The sequence below is a fragment of the Sphingobacterium sp. SYP-B4668 genome (assembly GCF_027627455.1).
Classification (GTDB): Bacteria; Bacteroidota; Bacteroidia; order Sphingobacteriales; family Sphingobacteriaceae; genus Sphingobacterium.
Genome location: NZ_CP115483.1, coordinates 364,222 through 381,223 on the forward strand (window position 1 = coordinate 364,222; position 17,002 = coordinate 381,223).

22 protein-coding genes are annotated in these 17,002 nt (G+C 35.4%); 18 read left to right on the forward strand and 4 right to left on the reverse strand.

The annotated features are described in order from the left end of the window. Positions 1-164: 164 nt before the first annotated feature. The 3 genes from OQ289_RS01540 to OQ289_RS01550 form a co-directional block, all read right to left on the reverse strand. A complete protein-coding gene (locus tag OQ289_RS01540) occupies positions 165-554 on the reverse strand; it encodes a RidA family protein (protein ID WP_270089114.1) in 390 nt (129 codons plus the stop codon). Between the two features lie 223 nt (positions 555-777). Further along, complete coding sequence (locus tag OQ289_RS01545) at positions 778-1,341, reverse strand: Crp/Fnr family transcriptional regulator (RefSeq protein ID WP_270089115.1); 564 nt, start codon at positions 1,339-1,341, stop codon at positions 778-780. A gap of 28 nt (positions 1,342-1,369) precedes the next feature. Continuing rightward, entirely contained in the window at positions 1,370-2,227 is an 858-nt protein-coding gene (locus tag OQ289_RS01550) for a LysR family transcriptional regulator (RefSeq protein WP_270089116.1), read from the reverse strand. A gap of 74 nt (positions 2,228-2,301) precedes the next feature. Between OQ289_RS01550 and OQ289_RS01555 the strand changes: the two genes are divergently transcribed. Continuing rightward, positions 2,302-3,285, forward strand: coding sequence for an alpha/beta fold hydrolase (locus tag OQ289_RS01555; protein WP_270089117.1), 984 nt, complete (start codon positions 2,302-2,304; stop codon positions 3,283-3,285). Between the two features lie 193 nt (positions 3,286-3,478). Continuing rightward, a complete protein-coding gene (locus OQ289_RS01560) occupies positions 3,479-4,060 on the forward strand; it encodes a Crp/Fnr family transcriptional regulator (RefSeq protein ID WP_270089118.1) in 582 nt (193 codons plus the stop codon). A 26-nt stretch (positions 4,061-4,086) separates the two neighbouring features. Here the strand turns inward: OQ289_RS01560 and OQ289_RS01565 are convergent, their stop codons facing one another. Next, a complete protein-coding gene (locus OQ289_RS01565) occupies positions 4,087-4,539 on the reverse strand; it encodes a hypothetical protein (RefSeq protein ID WP_270089119.1) in 453 nt (150 codons plus the stop codon). A 403-nt stretch (positions 4,540-4,942) separates the two neighbouring features. Between OQ289_RS01565 and OQ289_RS01570 the strand changes: the two genes are divergently transcribed. From OQ289_RS01570 to OQ289_RS01640, 16 genes are all read left to right on the forward strand, one after another. Next, positions 4,943-5,500, forward strand: a complete 558-nt coding sequence (locus OQ289_RS01570; RefSeq protein ID WP_270089120.1) for a Crp/Fnr family transcriptional regulator — start codon at positions 4,943-4,945, stop codon at positions 5,498-5,500. 216 nt (positions 5,501-5,716) lie between these two features. Beyond that, complete coding sequence (locus OQ289_RS01575) at positions 5,717-6,283, forward strand: Crp/Fnr family transcriptional regulator (protein WP_270089121.1); 567 nt, start codon at positions 5,717-5,719, stop codon at positions 6,281-6,283. Positions 6,284-6,520: 237 nt separating this feature from the next. Continuing rightward, the gene (locus OQ289_RS01580) at positions 6,521-6,718 is read left to right on the forward strand and encodes a GMC family oxidoreductase N-terminal domain-containing protein (RefSeq protein ID WP_270089122.1); all 198 of its coding nucleotides are present in this window, start codon (positions 6,521-6,523) and stop codon (positions 6,716-6,718) included. 336 nt (positions 6,719-7,054) lie between these two features. Continuing rightward, positions 7,055-7,990 (forward strand): alpha/beta fold hydrolase, encoded by a 936-nt coding sequence (locus tag OQ289_RS01585; RefSeq protein ID WP_270089123.1) that lies wholly within the window; start codon positions 7,055-7,057, stop codon positions 7,988-7,990. Positions 7,991-8,099: 109 nt separating this feature from the next. Then, positions 8,100-8,858: an SDR family NAD(P)-dependent oxidoreductase gene (locus OQ289_RS01590; RefSeq protein WP_270089124.1), complete on the forward strand. Its 759-nt coding sequence runs from the start codon at positions 8,100-8,102 to the stop codon at positions 8,856-8,858. 24 nt (positions 8,859-8,882) lie between these two features. After that, positions 8,883-9,719 carry a pirin family protein gene (locus OQ289_RS01595; RefSeq protein ID WP_270089125.1) on the forward strand — a complete coding sequence of 279 codons (837 nt, stop codon included), beginning with the start codon at positions 8,883-8,885 and terminating at the stop codon, positions 9,717-9,719. Positions 9,720-9,950: 231 nt separating this feature from the next. After that, positions 9,951-10,481: a YceI family protein gene (locus OQ289_RS01600; protein WP_270089126.1), complete on the forward strand. Its 531-nt coding sequence runs from the start codon at positions 9,951-9,953 to the stop codon at positions 10,479-10,481. Between the two features lie 122 nt (positions 10,482-10,603). Beyond that, positions 10,604-11,044 carry a DoxX family protein gene (locus OQ289_RS22115; RefSeq protein WP_443020418.1) on the forward strand — a complete coding sequence of 147 codons (441 nt, stop codon included), beginning with the start codon at positions 10,604-10,606 and terminating at the stop codon, positions 11,042-11,044. A 63-nt stretch (positions 11,045-11,107) separates the two neighbouring features. Further along, positions 11,108-11,569 carry a nuclear transport factor 2 family protein gene (locus OQ289_RS01605; RefSeq protein ID WP_270089127.1) on the forward strand — a complete coding sequence of 154 codons (462 nt, stop codon included), beginning with the start codon at positions 11,108-11,110 and terminating at the stop codon, positions 11,567-11,569. Positions 11,570-11,711: 142 nt separating this feature from the next. Further along, positions 11,712-11,993 (forward strand): GNAT family N-acetyltransferase, encoded by a 282-nt coding sequence (locus tag OQ289_RS01610; protein WP_270089128.1) that lies wholly within the window; start codon positions 11,712-11,714, stop codon positions 11,991-11,993. A 45-nt stretch (positions 11,994-12,038) separates the two neighbouring features. Further along, positions 12,039-12,356, forward strand: coding sequence for a GNAT family N-acetyltransferase (locus tag OQ289_RS01615; RefSeq protein WP_270089129.1), 318 nt, complete (start codon positions 12,039-12,041; stop codon positions 12,354-12,356). A gap of 1,067 nt (positions 12,357-13,423) precedes the next feature. Further along, positions 13,424-13,648 carry a (4Fe-4S)-binding protein gene (locus tag OQ289_RS01620; RefSeq protein ID WP_270089130.1) on the forward strand — a complete coding sequence of 75 codons (225 nt, stop codon included), beginning with the start codon at positions 13,424-13,426 and terminating at the stop codon, positions 13,646-13,648. 63 nt (positions 13,649-13,711) lie between these two features. Next, positions 13,712-14,125 (forward strand): OsmC family protein, encoded by a 414-nt coding sequence (locus OQ289_RS01625; RefSeq protein WP_270089131.1) that lies wholly within the window; start codon positions 13,712-13,714, stop codon positions 14,123-14,125. A gap of 388 nt (positions 14,126-14,513) precedes the next feature. Beyond that, on the forward strand, positions 14,514-15,428 hold the full coding sequence (locus tag OQ289_RS01630) for a pirin family protein (RefSeq protein ID WP_270089132.1): 915 nt from the start codon (positions 14,514-14,516) through the stop codon (positions 15,426-15,428). A gap of 30 nt (positions 15,429-15,458) precedes the next feature. Then, positions 15,459-16,484, forward strand: a complete 1,026-nt coding sequence (locus tag OQ289_RS01635) for an LLM class flavin-dependent oxidoreductase (protein ID WP_270089133.1) — start codon at positions 15,459-15,461, stop codon at positions 16,482-16,484. Positions 16,485-16,673: 189 nt separating this feature from the next. Beyond that, entirely contained in the window at positions 16,674-16,976 is a 303-nt protein-coding gene (locus tag OQ289_RS01640) for a hypothetical protein (protein WP_270089134.1), read from the forward strand. Positions 16,977-17,002 lie beyond the last annotated feature (26 nt).

The window sequence follows — 17,002 nt, forward strand, 5'->3', positions numbered from 1 at the left end:
GGGCTCACGGCCTGAAAACTTGCTGAATTTTATCATTATGAGGATATTGTAAGTTTTTTATCAAGTATTGAGAATAGCTAAAACTGCCCACGGCCCATCTTTATTAGGATTAGGCCGCGGTTAATTAAACAATTCACTGTTATGCGAGTAGCTTTGTTATTAAATTATTTGACAACTGTTGCTTCTAATTCCACTTTTAGCGTTTCGTACAATTTGGTGACTTGCAACAATGTTAATGCTGTTTTAATATTATGTTTAGCTATCCAATCTTGAAGGATAGGCCAAAGTGGCCAAAGCTCTTCATTGGATGTGGTGTAAACAGTTAGCCTCACGATACCCTGTTTTTCATATCCAGCGTGTGTAATTACCTCATCTAGGTTAGCAATCGCTAATCTAAGTTGCGATTCCATGTCTTCGTTGCTAGAGATACCACTTGAATCAATTGCTGCTTGACCTGAGCAGTACAATGTGCTTGTGTGATTTTTGACTTCAACCGATTGAGCGTAACTACGTTCGTCCTGCCATTTCCAAGGACTAAATTCTCTTTTTTCCATTGTATTTTTTTAATATGTAATTATATCTATTACAAAGGTAGGCTTCATTTTTGGCTCTAGCTTTTGATATAGGTCACAATTATAAAGTGATGTATATCACGATTCACCATCAAAGGTGTGGAGATTCGGATAGGGTTAAACTTTATGAAAAATGGAATACTCATTACTTCGAAGAGAAATCCCCAGCTTAAGTGGGTAAGATATTTCTTAAGGTATATTTAGATTATAACGCTAATCTGCTTAAAGTTTCTCTTGAAACTCCCAAGTAAGCAGCGAGTTGTGACTTTGGTACGCGCTGCACCAAAGTGGGATATCTTTTAAGAAGTTGCTGATATCGCTCTTTTGTATTAGAAGTAAGGGTGAAAAGAATACGTTTTTGCGCTGCAATGAATCCATAGTATGCTTTTTCGAGAAAAAATCGTTCCATTTTTGGCAATTCATTGCATAGCTTGATATAGTTTTCATAAGTAATATATGAGACATCCGTATTTTCTAGACATATTAGAGACATGGTCGTTTTCTGTTGCGTATAAAACGCTTCAAAATCACTTTCCCACCAATCTTCCATTGCAAAGCCGACAATATGTTCATACATGTCATTATCCATAAACACTAGCTTCAACAATCCTTTACCTATAAAATAATGTTTCGCAAAGTTATCTCCTTCTTGAAAAATATATTGACCTTTTTTATAAGATTTTTGAGCGAATAGCGAATTTATAAAATCAAATTCTTGATCCGTAAGGTTGACTATTTTTTCAATGTGAGTTCTTAAAGTCTTAGACATATTTACTGGAACATATTATTTTAATAAATCATTGAAATAAACTATTAAAAGCCCTAAGCACTGGTGACGATAAACTTTCTTTTCTGTAGATTAATACCGTTTTCATAGCTCCAATCTCTTTAGGAAGAGAAAATGTTTTTAGCTTTCTATCTTTGTAGAAGGTTGATATAATTTCTTTTGGTAAAAAACTAAAGCCTATACCTGATTCAATAAAATTTACTACCCCCTCCACAGAATTCATTACGGTTTTATGGTAATTAGTTATAGTTTTACTTACCAGCCAATTTTCCATACGCGCTCTAAAAAAGCAACCTTGGTCAAATACAATTGCTTTGATTTGTGGTTGTTCTAATAATTTATTCAGGCTTTTGACGCTCATCGGAGTGACAACCACTATGCTTTCGTCAGCAATTTGTAGTTGTTCCAATTCCTCGTCATAAATGGGGGCTGGGATAAAGGCTGCGTCTAGTTTGTAACTGAGGACATCATCAATTAGTCTGTCTTTCATGGCAGATGTAAAGTCAATGTCTATCAGCGGAAATTTATCAGCCATCTGAGCAACAAGCATCGGACCTTTAATAGCCATCGTTGTTTCGATAAAACCAATTTTGATCTGACCTTTGACCTCTTTATTTTTTCCTATAGCGAGTTTGGTGTCTTCAAGTAAGTTGTTAATTTGCTTACAACATTGCAATACTATTTTTCCTGCTGAAGTAAGTTCTACTTTTCGAGAAGTTCGCGAAAATAAGGTCGCGCCGAATTCTTCTTCCAAGTTTTTTATCCTTGAAGTGACATTTGATTGTACGGTGTGCATAGTTTCTGCAGCTCTAGTGAAGTTCCCATGGTAAGCTGCTGCTTCAAATAATTTTAAATCATTGGTATTCATTCATCATTAATTATGATAGTATGTATATTTATAAATCGTTTATAGTAATCAAATATAGTGTTTAAATTTGCTTTATGAAAACAACAATAAATAAAATCTTAGGTGTCTTAACGTTTATTGTATTGACCTTAACTTCAAACTTATATAGCATGGCACAATCACAAAACATTTTAGGGAATCAACCGGAAAATGCCTCAAAGGCAATTTATTACCGCAATGTAAATGCGGGTGGGCACAAAATTTTTTATCGAGAATCAGGTCCTGTAGGGGCTCCTATTGTTTTACTTCTGCATGGGTATCCTACTTCTTCACATATGTTTCGTAATCTTATTCCAATATTAAACCAACAGTATCATATAATAGCACCTGATCTTCTAGGATTTGGTTATTCAGACTCTCCCGATAGAGGCCAATTTGATTACACTTTTGATAACCTTACACATGTGATGCAGGCTTTTATCGATGAGCTTGGGCTTAAACGGTTTGCTGTATATGTGTTTGATTATGGTGCGCCTACTGGATACCGTCTAATGTTGGCAAATCCTGAAAAAGTAACTGGATTCATATCACAGAATGGTAATGCATATACAGAAGGACTAGGTGCGGCTTGGGATGCTGTTAAAAAGTATTGGGATAGCGATTCGAAGGACGATAGAGATGCATTGAGGGGATTTGTTAAAGAGCAAGAGCTCAAATTTCAATACTATACAGGTGTTACTGATCCTGAATTAATAGCGCCAGAAACGCTTACGCTTGACCAATATTTTCTTGATCGGCCAGATTCAGACGAAAAGCAACTTGACTTGCTTAGGGACTACAAGAATAATGTATCACTTTACCCTGCTTTCCAAGCGTATTTTAGGGATTATCAGCCACAGGCTCTTATTGTATGGGGGAATAAGGATCCTTATTTTTTACCTGCAGGAGCTGAAGCTTATAGAAAAGATATTCCTAATGCGACGGTAAAGTTTTACGACACAGGACATTTTGCGCTTGAAACTCATGTACGTGATATTGGAAATGATATATTAAACTTTATGTCAACTTTGCCCAAGTAGTCGCATTGACAAAGTTTCTCGCATTATAGGGTTCTGAAAGAATTATTGTTCTTGTGGATTTTATATGGCAACTTCGGCATTTGAAATAATTTTTATAAAACACTTTAATATTCCTTATTAATAACAATTATTGAGCGATTGACTGATTATTAAAAGATAAAATCCCATAGTTTTTTTATTTGAACGTTCTGTTATGCATCCACTATATGTCTACATTAACAAACATGTTTCTTCATCACTTTCTGAAGAAGAATTCGAGTGGATTTTGGATCATTTTCATTTTAAAAGACTAAAGAAAAGACAATTTATACTGGAGGATCAACAAGTTTGTAAATACATGGCGTTTATCCTTAAAGGCTCTATGTGCAAATATTATATAAATGACAAGGGTACGGAGCATATTGTAAACTTATACATTGAAAATTGGTGGGCAAGCGATCGTGAAAGTTTTGTAATGTCTACACCAAGTCCTTATTATGTAGAAGCTTATGAGGATTGCGAAGTCCTGCTTATATCAAGAGCAAATTTATTGAAACTCTGCAACGAGTCTTCAATTTTTCAGGAATTGATATTCATATTGGATGAAAGAAATGCGATCGCCATGCAGAAGCGAATAATTTCATCTATCAATTTTTCAGCTGCTGATCGATATGAAGACTTTATCAATCGACATCCCTATTTCGTACAAAGATTTCCTCAACATATTATAGCTTCTTATCTTGGGGTCACAAAAGATACAATTAGCCGCGTAAGAAAAATGAGTGTAAAACGATAATATATTTTACACTCATTTTAAGGTTGTTAGCTTTGTTTCTTAATATAATCTATCCAGAGTTGAATGTCCTCTTCATTAAAAAACATTTGTTGGGTGCCTGTGAATCTAATTAGATATTTCATCTTTACATCATAGTAGATACACACTCCGTACATACCTTTCATTGGGCCTGTTGTGACTGTTACACCATCACCAATTTTAAACTTTAAATCCTTGTACATTTTTTTTCTTTTTTCTTTTTTAATACGCCTGAGTTCTTTCTTAGACAATATGGTGTCCTGATTACTCAATTCAAACATTAATAAATGATTCGTTGGGTCTTTGTGAGGCAGATCAGTCCCATGCGTAATATTAGTTGCATTTGTAGCTGCTATGGTATTCAATCCCATAAAGAGACAGGCAGCAGTGAGTGTGGTAATTTTGCGGTTCATTTTAGCGGAAAATATTAATATATTTTTAATAGGATCATGAAGTTTCATGTTGTTATATTCTGTTTTAACTAATTATTGTTAGCTATTTGTTAAATAGCACTTGAATATTTAGTGATTTCCAAAATTAGGCATTGATTATTCTTTGTTGCTATCACTTGTTAAAGAAACGAAAATAATCGACCTTTAGTTGACGCACGACTTGATGCACCTCCGGTTTACCTGTGATATTATTTACGTGCTATTTGTAGTATGTGCAATTTTTTTTACTACCTATGTAGAAAAATAGCTCTCTTTTTTATCGTTAATTGTCTACTTTATCCTTTTCAATTTTCTCTAATTTTAACTTGCTTAATTGTTAAGTTGTTTGTTTTAGTGCACTTGAATTTTTTAGAATAATATGGACATATTTACGTATGAGAGGATTTTAAAGAGCATTACAAGTATCTATACATTGAATGAAGATGAAAAATTAGGTTTTATTAACTCATTAGATTTTATACTTGTACCCAAAAGGACGATGCTGCTTCGAGCAGGTGAAATATGTAGGTTTGAAGCTTTTATCCATAAAGGTTGTGCCCGTATATATTACATAAATGAAGAGGGAGTTGACGTCACACTATTCTTCGTCGAAGAAGGTGGTTGGTTAAGTGATATGGTCTCTTTTTATGACAAAAAGCCATCAACATTTTTTATTGAGACATTGGAAGATACTGAAATGTATGGCTTTTGTTTTGAGTCAAAGGAGAAGCTATTAGCTGAAATGCCAAAATTTGAACGCATATTTCTTCATTTAATTCTCCAGAATTTAGCCGGTATTCAGTTACGCTTGGTCAAAATGATAACAGATAGTGCGGCTGACCAATATTTGGAGTTTTTAAAATTATACCCTTCGATTACATTGCGAATACCTCAATATTTAATTGCTTCCTATCTTGGCGTAACTCCTGCATTCCTAAGTGTCATAAAGAGAAAATTATCAAAAAGAAAAGTTGGAGCGCATTATTTATAGAATTTATTGCCTCATTATTCAGTCGATTAAAGCTCATCATATCAAATTATTCTTTTGCAATTCAAGTATTTTGTACACGGTCGATTCATATTAGATTTTTAATGTTAATTAGGTATGCTCTCGCTTTTTCGCCATTTGTCTACACTTTTTTTTCACATTTAATCTAGTTTTGTTTTAACAGACTTATTGATAAAAAATATACGTTAAATTGTTAATATGCACCCACTCTTTCATTATATAAATAAACATAGCTCAACTCAGATTTCTAAAGAAGATTTTGATATCGTGTTTAATCATTTTGTTCCTAACAAAATACGTAAAAGGCAGTATTTATTACAGAAAGGTGAAATTTGCGAACATTTTATTTTTATTACCAAAGGCGCCTTTAGGCAATATTATTTAGACGAAAAAGATGTGGAGCGGATAGTTAATTTATATGTAGAAGACTGCTGGACTGTTGATTATGATAGTTTTATGAATTTTACGCCGAGTTTATTTTATATAGACGCTTGGGAAGATGGTGAGGTGTTATACATTTCAAAAAAGAATATATTAAAATTGTGTGAAGAAACTCCAGCATTCAAAGAGTTGCTTTTAAATCTTATTATCAAAAGTAATATTGCTACACAGAGAAGAATTACTTCTATTAATTTATCGGCTAAAAAGAGATACAATTGGTTTGTAGAGACCTATCCATTTTTTGTTAATCGATTTCCGCAGCACGTAATTGCTTCTTATCTGGGAATCACTAAAGATACGCTTAGCAGACTCTTGAAAAAATAAATAAACAAACGCTCCCCCTTATTTAAAGTAGACATTAGTCGATGTGTTTTTTCGTCATTTGTCTACTTTTCTTTTTCTTCTATACTGCAATTTTGAATTATAAATTTTTACTCCAAGAAGTGCTAGAATCTTTTTTAAGATCACTCGCTTCTAATAGGGAAATGGTGTCAAAATAAATTGAAAGAAGCAAAATACTTTAAAAAATGAATCTAATAGTATCGCATTAAATCATATTAAATGTCAACAAAAAAAGAAAATAAAACTTTCGATACACCAAATCATAGTATTGCATACACGCATATCATCGTTGGCGGAGAATCAGCGGATGCTGTAATTGCTAGTCGTCTAAGTGAAAATGCAGCTTTTAACATTTTGCTAATTGAAGCAGGGAGAGCATTTGTCGAGGATTTAATATCCAGAATTATTCGCCAATAGCCAGTTTTGGTAACCAATGGCGAGCGTAGTTATCATTGGGGATATCAATCACTTCCTAATTAGATAAGACATATGATCCTTAACAAGAGGCTAGGTGTTAGGAGGTAGTTCAGCGGTGAATGTTGCAGTTGGATTAAGAGCTCTTCGGAAAAATTTTAAGTGATTTGTGGATACAGGGTTGAGGGATTGGTTTTGGGGCTATGAATGATGTTGCATATCTACAAGAATTGGGATATCCACTTTCGGGAAATGAAGAACATATTAAAGTAAAAGCTCCTAAGATGAAGCTTAAAACTAACCACGGAACAAAATCTATAACAAACTAATAATATTCCTATGAATCCACAAGAGCAACTGTCAACTGACAACAACAAACAACCTATTGATGTCACTCCATTGTTTAGAAAAGAATATATTTCTGTAGACCAAAATGTAAACTTGCATGTCACAGACTTAGGGATTGGAAGGTCCGTGGTGCTAATCCATGGATGGCCATTGAGCGATGCGATGTACGAGTATCAGTATCATTTTTTAGCAGAAAAGGGCTACAGGGTGATAGGTATTACCCTAAGAGGCTTTGGGAAATCTGACAAACCGTATGGCAATTATAACTACGATGTATATGCTAAAGATATCAAAATAGTATTGGACACATTGGACATTAATGATGCACTATTGGGAGGATTCTCCATGGGGGGCGCTATAGCTATTCATTATGTTGCCAAATATAATAATAATCAAAGGATCACGAGGCTTGCCCTATTTGGTGCAGCAGCTCCAATCTGGACCAAAAGAAGCGATTACAACTATGGGTTTGCAGTAGAAGATGTCAATGCGTTAATTTCATTAAGCAAAGTGAATAGACCTCAGCTTTTAGAAAATTTTGGAAAAATTTTTGGCGCCAGCGAAACTTCCTTACCAAAAGGAATAGCCGAATGGTTGGACAAAGTGAATATGGAAGCATCGCCTTATGCGACTACCCAAAGTTTGATTGCGCTCAAAGATACTGATTTAAGACAGCAATTGGGACAAATTAATATTCCAACGGCCATATTTCACGGTGCCAAAGATATCATCTGCGAATTTGCGCTGGCGGAGCAAATGCATTTAGGAATTAAAAATTCTTACCTCGTAAAATTTGAAAATAGTGGTCATGGTCTCTTTTATGAAGAGGTAGAGAAATTTAACGAAGAGTTATTAGTCTTTTTGAATAAATATACTGATAAGCAGGCAGAAATAGATGCAGAGCAAATCAAAACAGTGTCGATATAACAAAATTTAAAACGGATTTCATTAAAGCACTAAACTGACGGTACGCAACTAAATAATAAAATAAAATACAAAACATAAACTGAATAGTTTGTGCAAAAACACAAAAAACATGAAACGATTAGAAAATAAAGTGGCAATCATCACAGGGGCTGCCGGCGGCTTGGGCGCATCGCAAGCATTGCTTTTTGCGCAACAGGGTGCCAAAGTATTTCTTACTGATATTCAAGAGCAGGAGCTTAGACACATGGTTAGTCAGATTACTTCTAAAGGAGGTATCGCAGACTACATGGTTCATGATGTCACTACCGAAGATGATTGGGAGGCGGTGGTAAAGAGAACTGTCGAGTTGTATGGAGGTATACATATCCTGGTGAACAATGCTGGAATTACAGGAAATATTATGAACAGCTTACTAGATACATCTGTTGCGGAGTTTAAGAAAGTTATGGAAATAAATATGTTGAGCCAGTTTATCGGCATAAAAGCTGTTGTCCCTTATATGAAAAAAAACAATGGTGGGTCCATCATCAATATATCTTCCATTGCTGGGATAGTAGGATCGGCCAGAGCGACAGCTTATACCGCTTCTAAAGGTGCCGTCAGGAGTTTTTCTAAGGGCGCTGCTTTCGAGTTTGCGCATGATAATATACGCGTTAACTCTGTACATCCAGGGTATGTTGCTACACCAATGACCAAAAATCTGCAAAATGCTGATGAATTCAAAGCGATGGCAATCGGTATCACCCCGCTAGGCCGTGAAGCTGTCCCAGATGAAATCGCTTATGGCGTACTATATCTGGCTTCAGATGAATCTGCGTACACTACAGGTACTGAAATGGTAATAGATGGTGGTAATACATCAGTCTAATATAACCTCATAAATTACAAAGATATGACACAAAGAGAAATCCAAAGAAAATGGTTCGTGATACCTCAAAAAGATACGCCGTTGCACAAACAAAATCTTGTATTGCCATACGATAATTGGGAGGAGTTCGATCCATTTTTAATTATGGTTGAAGACAACATGAAGAAGGGAGCGTTTGATCATCATCCGCATCGCGGTATAGAAACGGTAACTTATATGATAGATGGTATGCTTAATCATAGAGATAACCAGGGAAATAGAGGAGAATTGAGAAAAGGAGATGCTCAATGGATGACTGCAGGCAAAGGTATTTTACACATAGAAGAAGCGCAGGAAGATGGATTTGCACATTTACTTCAATTGTGGGTTAATCTACCTAAAGCAGATAAAATGGTAGAACCTAGGTATCAGGAGGTCTTGCACGTATTAGCACCGCTACGTAAAGACGATGGCGTAAAAGTTAAAGTAATTTCGGGATCTTCAGGGTCAGTTTTTTCAGACACTAAAAACTACGTGCCTGTAACAATGGTCGAAATTTCTTTAGAGAATGGTCGATCTACTTATCAAGATTTTCCAGCAGATTTCAATGGTTTTATATTCATCATAGACGGAGCTGGTATTTTTGGGTCCAATAAAGTAGTTGGAAATAAGAATGAAGTTCTTTGGTTATCTACTTCCATTGACAGCCCTAGTGAAGTGGAATTGTATGCGACGGAAAGATTATTATGTTTAGTAATAACGGGTAAACCCTTGCGGGAGCCAATTGCATTAAAAGGTCCTTTTGTTATGAATACCGAAGAAGAAATCAAAGAAGCATTTAAAGATTTTAGGCAAGGGAAATTTGGCATATGGACTGATTAATAGATTATTATGATTTGCTTTTTCTTAATTAATACGTTGCTATAATTCAAGCAATTTGATAAAGATTCGGAGTTTGATGAGAGATAGGGCAAGGTAAGATAAATTGCATCACAACCAAAAGTTGTATTGCTTATGTTGAGTGATTAAAAAAATCCAGTCATGTTGGAATGAAGGAAACCGAAATGACTTAAATAAAAAACGCAGATAGATTTACAAACTAAAATTTGAATAATGGCTAAAACAAATTGGGCGATAGACCCTTCACATTCTCATATAGGATTTAAGGTCAAATACATGATATTTACAAATGTCTCCGGCATGTTCAAAGATTTTCAAGCAGTTATAGAAAGCGTTGATGACCAAATTGAAACCTTGAAAGTCTCTTTTACAGCTAATGTTAGCTCTATTGATACAAATAGTATCGACCGTGATGACCATCTAAGAAGTTCTGACTTTTTTGATGTAGTGAGATATCCTATTATTTCTTTTGAATCTACTAATATCATACAAAATAGTCATAATCGCTTTGACATGTTGGGAAAATTTACAATAAGAGATATAACCAGAAGCATAGCTCTTGAGGTAGAGTATAATGAGTTGATGAAAGACCCTTGGGGAAAAACGATAGTGGGACTATCTTTATCTGGAAAAGTAAATAGAAGTGATTATGGTTTAGATTGGAACACCTCTCTTGAAACGGGTGGCTTGTTAGTAGGAGAAGAAATCAAACTTTTTTCTGATATACAGTTAATAAGGCAATAATTACACACATTTTTTATCACATGAGAACAATAATTTTATGGCTACTCTCGGGTATAGCTGCATTATTGGCATTTGCATAAGAATCAATTTTGGATTGAATAAAATTGAAAATACGCTAAGCAATGAAAAAGATTATTCAAGCTATTGTAGATCCAAATTCGGAGGATACACTTTATCATACTGTTTTATTAGGATTTAGAATGTTATTATCTGCCGAAATGATTTATATATATGGGCTTGAAAACATAATCATGGATGTAGGGCTAGCTCAACAATTGCCTAACCCATTCTTGCTAAATCCAACTTTGAATATGTTTTTTTTACTTATTGCAAATATTTTATGTCCATTTCTGGTTATACTTGGATGCTTCACTAGACTTTCAGTGTTGCCTATACTAGCAATGACGCTCGTTGAATATTTAGTCCTGCAAAGTTATGATTCGCCTCTAGTAAAAGGTCTATCCTTCACGTACAGTTTGTCTTATTTTTTGATTCTATTTTTAGGATCTGGGAAATACTCCTTGGATTATCTTATATACCATAAAACTAGAAGAATTTACTAACATGTTTTTATTAAATCACCAATCAGTTAAAAAATAGATTTTATAATATTTTAAATATAAAAAATGAAAACACCAATAGAAATCATCGAGTTGTTTTTAGAAAACACGACTAATGCCGATATAATACATATGCTTGTTAATCCAGAAGCTGTCTATATTTCATTAAATTTTAGTAATCCTGAATTACAGAGAATTTTGCCTTGGACAGGAACTCATTATGAAGGCGCAAAAGGTTTTATTGATACATTTTCCGGTGTCAATGAATATTGGACAATCCAGACTTTTGAAGTACAGGATATCTTTTCAGAAGGTGACAAAGTAGCCGTCTTTGGCAGTTTTACTTACACTTCTAAGACGCTTAGCAAAAAGGTTACTAGTCCTTTTTCAATCTTGGCGAAAGTGAAAAATGAAAAAATATATCACTTTATGTTCATGGAAGATACTTTTGCTACAGCCGCTAGTTTTAGAATGACACCAGCGGGTAAGTTTCATAGCGATCCAAAAGCAACAGAATTTATTTTATAATAAAATACCTACGAACAAGACTACAACTGATTAGTAGCGTCCTTATTTTCAAAAAGATCTTCTTATCCTGAAAATAATAAATAGCCGTAAGATGAGCACAAATTAAATAAGTAATACCAAATTATATAAAATTATAAAAATTATGGAAATAATAATCCAAGAAGATTCGAATAAAGGATATGCAATGGCTCGGGTCAATGGGGTACGAGCAGGAGTGATGACTTATTCAAAGGCAGGGGACAACTTAATCATCATAGATTCGACAGATGTCTATGACGCTTACAAAGGTCAGGGTATCGGCAAAAATATGCTCTATAAAATAGTAGAAATGGCTAGAAAAAAGAATATTAAGATCATACCGCTTTGCCCTTTTTCTGTAAGTGTTTTTAAAAAGAATGCAGAGATCAGTGATGTGCTCAAATAACAATTTGAGCAATTAAAATTTAATTAATAAAGTTTAAAATGATATATGAAACCTCTATTTGAAAGTATACCCTTGGTGATTAATGAAGGTAAGAAACGATTTGAAATCCAAATTCAAGGAAATTATGCGTTTATTAATTTTAGTATATTTGGAACCCAAATCGCATTAAGACATACCGAAACAGATCCAGAATTAGCTGGGACAGGAGCAGCAAGCGCAATTGTTGAAAAGACATTACACTATATAGAAGACCAACAACTTAAGTTATTGCCATTTTGTCCATTTGTATTTGCCTATATAAAAAGACATGCCGAATGGAAACGAATTGTAAGTGCTAAATTTAAAGATTATGACAAACTTTAATAATATAATGGTACGCCCTATTTGCTGGATAGCTTTTATACTAAACTAAGATACAATTTGTTATCTTGCCTTAGCTAGCTACATCCAAAACAAAAAAAATTCCTATCGGATTTATTGTTGTTACCCTGTTGTAATGTGGGAAACTGGCGTTGACCATTGTGGACTGGGAGTTTCCCATATTTCAATAGGAAGTCCACTGACGTTAGATTGCCTAAGGCTGAATTGTCCATTTTTTTAGTGGAGGTCATGAGTACCGTTATTTATAGACATATGTCTATAAAATTTGATGTCGTAAGTTGCATTTTGGTGTACTAAATTAAATCAATGTAATTGTGGAAAATATACCAAAAGAAGTTGGGCAAGGATTACTACACTTAGAATACGAAATATTCTCTTTGCAAGAGAACAAGTCTAACCAATTTTTAGATTCGTTATTTCGTTAAGTTAATAGTTCTATCTTAAATTCATATTTATTTATAGGGCCTGATATATGAAAAAATAAATTATCCATTTTGATTGACCAAAATTTGAAAAATGTATGGGGTGAAAGAATTCTCACTGAAAGATGGAATGTGTTGACAAATCCTTCGATTCAATTTACGTTCTTTAAGGTCAAGCCAATAATTATTAATAATGATATGGGAAGGTTAATATGTATGATGGACCCCGAATGCTAATCCCATATTTGCCACAGGCATAATTATAGTAGTTTTTGCAGATAATAGAATTATGGTACTTTGCGTCTTTGGATTAATGAATTTGGGATATACACATATTATGAATATTTAATAAGGTTTTTTCAATGAATTTTGTAAATATTATTTATTTAAGTTATGGTATGATTATTAGTGTCCACATTTATTGCTTCATGTATTAATACTAATATTAATTTTTTTATCACTAATCTTTATTGTGTACGTGAATTTTAAAATTCTTATATTTTTAGTACTTGTTTATGTTAATATTAGCGCAATTGGGGTGTTTTTTTGCACAAGTATCATTTAAAATCTATCAATTTATTTTAACCAGAATACAAAAAATAATATACATCGATAAACACAAAAAATATGGACACAGTAGAATATCCAAATGGTGAAATTACAGTACTTTGGAAACCGAAATTATGCAAACATGAAGGAATTTGCGTCAAAACCCTTTCTAAAGTTTATAATCCCAAATCCCGTCCTTGGATCAAAGTTGAAAATGCAACCACTCAAGAGCTTTTAGATCAAGTTGCTAAATGTCCATCAGGAGCATTGAGTATTAAAAAACACCTTATTTATGGAACATAATTCGAATATTAAAATTCGAAAGTATATTAAGATGATTAAATTTTGTACGTATAAATAATAATAATGAAATATATACTTGAAGAACCGCTTCGTGGAACAATAGGTCTACAGAAATACAAAACTACTATGTATTGGAGGAATGGACAATTCGTCACCGATGAACCGCAAAAATTGGGAGGTGAAGACCTAGGACCTGATCCATATACTTTGTTGCTTGCCTCACTCGTAGGGTGTACACTTGCGACTTTGAAAATGTATATAGATCATAAAGATTTGAATATATTAGCGATAAGCGTTGAGGCTAACTTATACCATAAGATTGTCAATCAAGACGTAGTTACATACATCGAACGTACAATTAATTTTAAAGATTTTCCGGATGTCGCGCTACACCAACGATTGTTGAGAGTGGCAGAAAACTGTCCAGTTTCCAAATTATTAAAAGGAAGCATTCTTATTTCGACAAAAATAAGCTAACAAGGTCAAAATGAGAAAGCGTTATCACTGATGACTAGGTAATCATATTTTATAATTCACCGATTATACTCTAAATTATTAGCATTTGAAACAACAATTTCTATTGAATTTCATTGAACGAGGGCATTTAGGCTCTGTTAATCGTTAAAGGCAACCAATAGAAGAAATAACAATATGAAAAGTGTAGAAAACATAACGTCTAGACTAATGGTTGTTACCAGAAGGAAGGAGCTTAAGTGTGATTCTATTTGCTTGAGAATGCGATAATAGAACTGCTATCGTGAAAGGCAAAGTACTTTTGTCGTCAGTCATTTTTTGTTGTAACAAATAGATTTTTCAATTTTCCACATTATGCATTTTAAATACACAAATATTAAATTACAATACAATGCTTGATATAGTAATAGAAGCCAGAAAAGCGGCGATTTCTCCTTATTTTAAAGTAAAAAGAATATTGCCTTATCAGCTAAGGCGCATGGTTGGCCCTTTTATTTTCATGGATCACGGCGGCCCGTTCAATTTACCGAATGACCCAACGATTAATTTTGATGTCTTGCCTCATCCCCATATTGGTCTATCGACGGTGAGTTATCTTCTAAGTGGGAATGTGACCCACAGGGATAGTCTTGGCGTCGAGCAAATCATCAAGCCTGGCGAGATCAATTGGATGACTGCGGGGAAGGGGATTGTACATAGTGAAAGATTCGAAGATCCCGTTATGCTCGCAGGAGGCAAGATGGAGATGCTACAGACATGGGTAGCACTGCCTGAAAAGGATGAAGAAATTAACCCAACATTCAAAAATTACCAGCCCGAAGATCTTCCAATTTTTACAGATACAGGTGTTTGGATGCGACTTATAGCGGGCGAGGTATATGGATTGAAAAGCGCTGTGCAGACCCATTCGCCTTTGTTTTATGTTCACGTAGAACTGCAAGTTGGTGGTCGATTCGGGTTGCCAACAGGCTATAGTGAACGTGGTGTCTACATTGTAAACGGTATGGTAGAGGTTAATGGGATAAACTATACAGAGGGCCAATTATTAGTATTCACCAAAGGCGTGGACCCCCTGATCATAGCAAAAGAAAAGACAACCTTGATGCTATTGGGTGGGGAGCATTTAGGGCACCGTTATATCTGGTGGAATTTTGTATCAAGTAATAAAGAGCGCATAGAGCAAGCCAAAGAAGATTGGCGACAGGGGCGTATTATAATGCCACCAACGGACAATGAAGAATTCGTACCATTGCCTGATGATAAGAGCAAACCTGCAGGAGGACCACCACCCAATGCCTTGTCTTAAACAGCATTTTGAACTTCTTAAACAAAAAAAATGGAGATAGGAATAGATAGTTTTGCATCTGCCAAATACGGAAATGCCACCTTGTCTGATGCCGATGCGATGGAACAATTGCTGGAGCGTATCGTGCACGCCGATCAAGCAGGATTAGCCATTTACGGCATAGGTGAACATCACAAAAAGGATTATTTGGATTCTTCACCAGCAGTAATATTAGCTGCAGCTGCAGCATTGACTAACAAAATTCGACTTGCGAGCGCTGTAGCTGTCTTAAGTACTTCCGACCCAGTAAGGTTGTATCAGAGTTTTGCAACCCTTGATTTGATTAGCAGAGGTCGCGCCGAGATGGTCGTTGGAAGGGGATCCGCTATTGAAGCCTATCCACTTTTTGGTTATAATTTGCATGACTATGACACGCTATTCAAAGAAAAATTGCACCTACTTCTAAAAATTAGGAAAGAAATATTCATCACTTGGACAGGAAAGTTTCGTCCTGCTTTAGAAAATCAGCCTGTATATCCGAGGTCTGTGCAAGAGAAGTTGCCTATTTGGTTGGGCGTAGGTGGTACGCCCGAATCTTTCTCGCGCGCTGGAAGCTTGGGCCTGCCACTCATGGTGGCAATCATCGGTGGCGAAACGGCACGTTTTCGTCCGTTAATCGATTTGTATCGCAAGGCAGGTGCGGAAGCTGGCTTCACGCCAGACCAACTGCAAGTCGGTATTCATTCACCAGGTTATGTTGCCGATACCGATCAGCAAGCGATTAACGAATATTATCCCGGTTATGCCCAATTGTGGACCAAAGCAGGTAAAGAGCGTGGCTGGCCACCTATTACGAGAGAACATTTTGATGCTGCAATCTCGCCCAAGGGAGTATTAATAGTTGGAGGTCCAGAGCAGGTTGCTGCCAAATTGATGAGACATAGTGAAGCCTTAGGAGGAATTGATCGTTTTACCTTTCAAATGGATAATGCTGGATTGACTCATGATCAACTTTTACGATCTATTGAACTAATCGGAAGTGAAGTCATTCCACGTATTAACAATTATTTAAAATAGTATAAATCCCATTGATTAATTTGTTAGGCTACAATTACCTCAACCTCCCGCAGACGGTTGGCAAATCCGGGATCTGAGCGACTTATCTATATGATGCCACTGGCCGGAAACTCCGTAAGTCAGCCTCCGCGGGCACTGTTACCACGATGCGTGATTATTCGTTCTATAATTTGTATTTTAGCGTTACGCATGAACTCATCTCGATACTCTGGATTCGGTTATGTCGGCTGCATCGAATACACTAATGGAGCCGTCGATATCATCCACAATCCGGAGGGCTATGCGCTCAAGAACGGGACTACCTATGTATACCACTACAACCTGACCGACCACCTTGGCAATGTCAGGGCCACACTCAAGCGTGGAAGCACTGCCACAGCGGTAGATGTCGTGCAGCGTGATAATTATTCATTAATGTTTATGTCTTTAGTGGTATTCATGAGCTCGATACACTTGGGTGTATCTCGGTTATTATCCATTTGGTATGCGTAAGGTTGTAGCGGGTGGAAATAACCGAG

Coding starts and splice junctions, on each gene's coding strand:
- OQ289_RS01540 (WP_270089114.1), bottom strand. CDS start 554: ATGGAAAAAAGAGAATTTAGTCCTTGGAAATGGCAGGACGAACGTAGT.
- OQ289_RS01545 (WP_270089115.1), bottom strand. CDS start 1,341: ATGTCTAAGACTTTAAGAACTCACATTGAAAAAATAGTCAACCTTACG.
- OQ289_RS01550 (WP_270089116.1), bottom strand. CDS start 2,227: ATGAATACCAATGATTTAAAATTATTTGAAGCAGCAGCTTACCATGGG.
- OQ289_RS01555 (WP_270089117.1), top strand. CDS start 2,302: ATGAAAACAACAATAAATAAAATCTTAGGTGTCTTAACGTTTATTGTA.
- OQ289_RS01560 (WP_270089118.1), top strand. CDS start 3,479: ATGCATCCACTATATGTCTACATTAACAAACATGTTTCTTCATCACTT.
- OQ289_RS01565 (WP_270089119.1), bottom strand. CDS start 4,539: ATGAAACTTCATGATCCTATTAAAAATATATTAATATTTTCCGCTAAA.
- OQ289_RS01575 (WP_270089121.1), top strand. CDS start 5,717: ATGCACCCACTCTTTCATTATATAAATAAACATAGCTCAACTCAGATT.
- OQ289_RS01580 (WP_270089122.1), top strand. CDS start 6,521: ATGTCAACAAAAAAAGAAAATAAAACTTTCGATACACCAAATCATAGT.
- OQ289_RS01585 (WP_270089123.1), top strand. CDS start 7,055: ATGAATCCACAAGAGCAACTGTCAACTGACAACAACAAACAACCTATT.
- OQ289_RS01590 (WP_270089124.1), top strand. CDS start 8,100: ATGAAACGATTAGAAAATAAAGTGGCAATCATCACAGGGGCTGCCGGC.
- OQ289_RS01595 (WP_270089125.1), top strand. CDS start 8,883: ATGACACAAAGAGAAATCCAAAGAAAATGGTTCGTGATACCTCAAAAA.
- OQ289_RS01600 (WP_270089126.1), top strand. CDS start 9,951: ATGGCTAAAACAAATTGGGCGATAGACCCTTCACATTCTCATATAGGA.
- OQ289_RS22115 (WP_443020418.1), top strand. CDS start 10,604: ATGAAAAAGATTATTCAAGCTATTGTAGATCCAAATTCGGAGGATACA.
- OQ289_RS01605 (WP_270089127.1), top strand. CDS start 11,108: ATGAAAACACCAATAGAAATCATCGAGTTGTTTTTAGAAAACACGACT.
- OQ289_RS01610 (WP_270089128.1), top strand. CDS start 11,712: ATGGAAATAATAATCCAAGAAGATTCGAATAAAGGATATGCAATGGCT.
- OQ289_RS01615 (WP_270089129.1), top strand. CDS start 12,039: ATGAAACCTCTATTTGAAAGTATACCCTTGGTGATTAATGAAGGTAAG.
- OQ289_RS01620 (WP_270089130.1), top strand. CDS start 13,424: ATGGACACAGTAGAATATCCAAATGGTGAAATTACAGTACTTTGGAAA.
- OQ289_RS01625 (WP_270089131.1), top strand. CDS start 13,712: ATGAAATATATACTTGAAGAACCGCTTCGTGGAACAATAGGTCTACAG.
- OQ289_RS01630 (WP_270089132.1), top strand. CDS start 14,514: ATGCTTGATATAGTAATAGAAGCCAGAAAAGCGGCGATTTCTCCTTAT.
- OQ289_RS01635 (WP_270089133.1), top strand. CDS start 15,459: ATGGAGATAGGAATAGATAGTTTTGCATCTGCCAAATACGGAAATGCC.
- OQ289_RS01640 (WP_270089134.1), top strand. CDS start 16,674: ATGAACTCATCTCGATACTCTGGATTCGGTTATGTCGGCTGCATCGAA.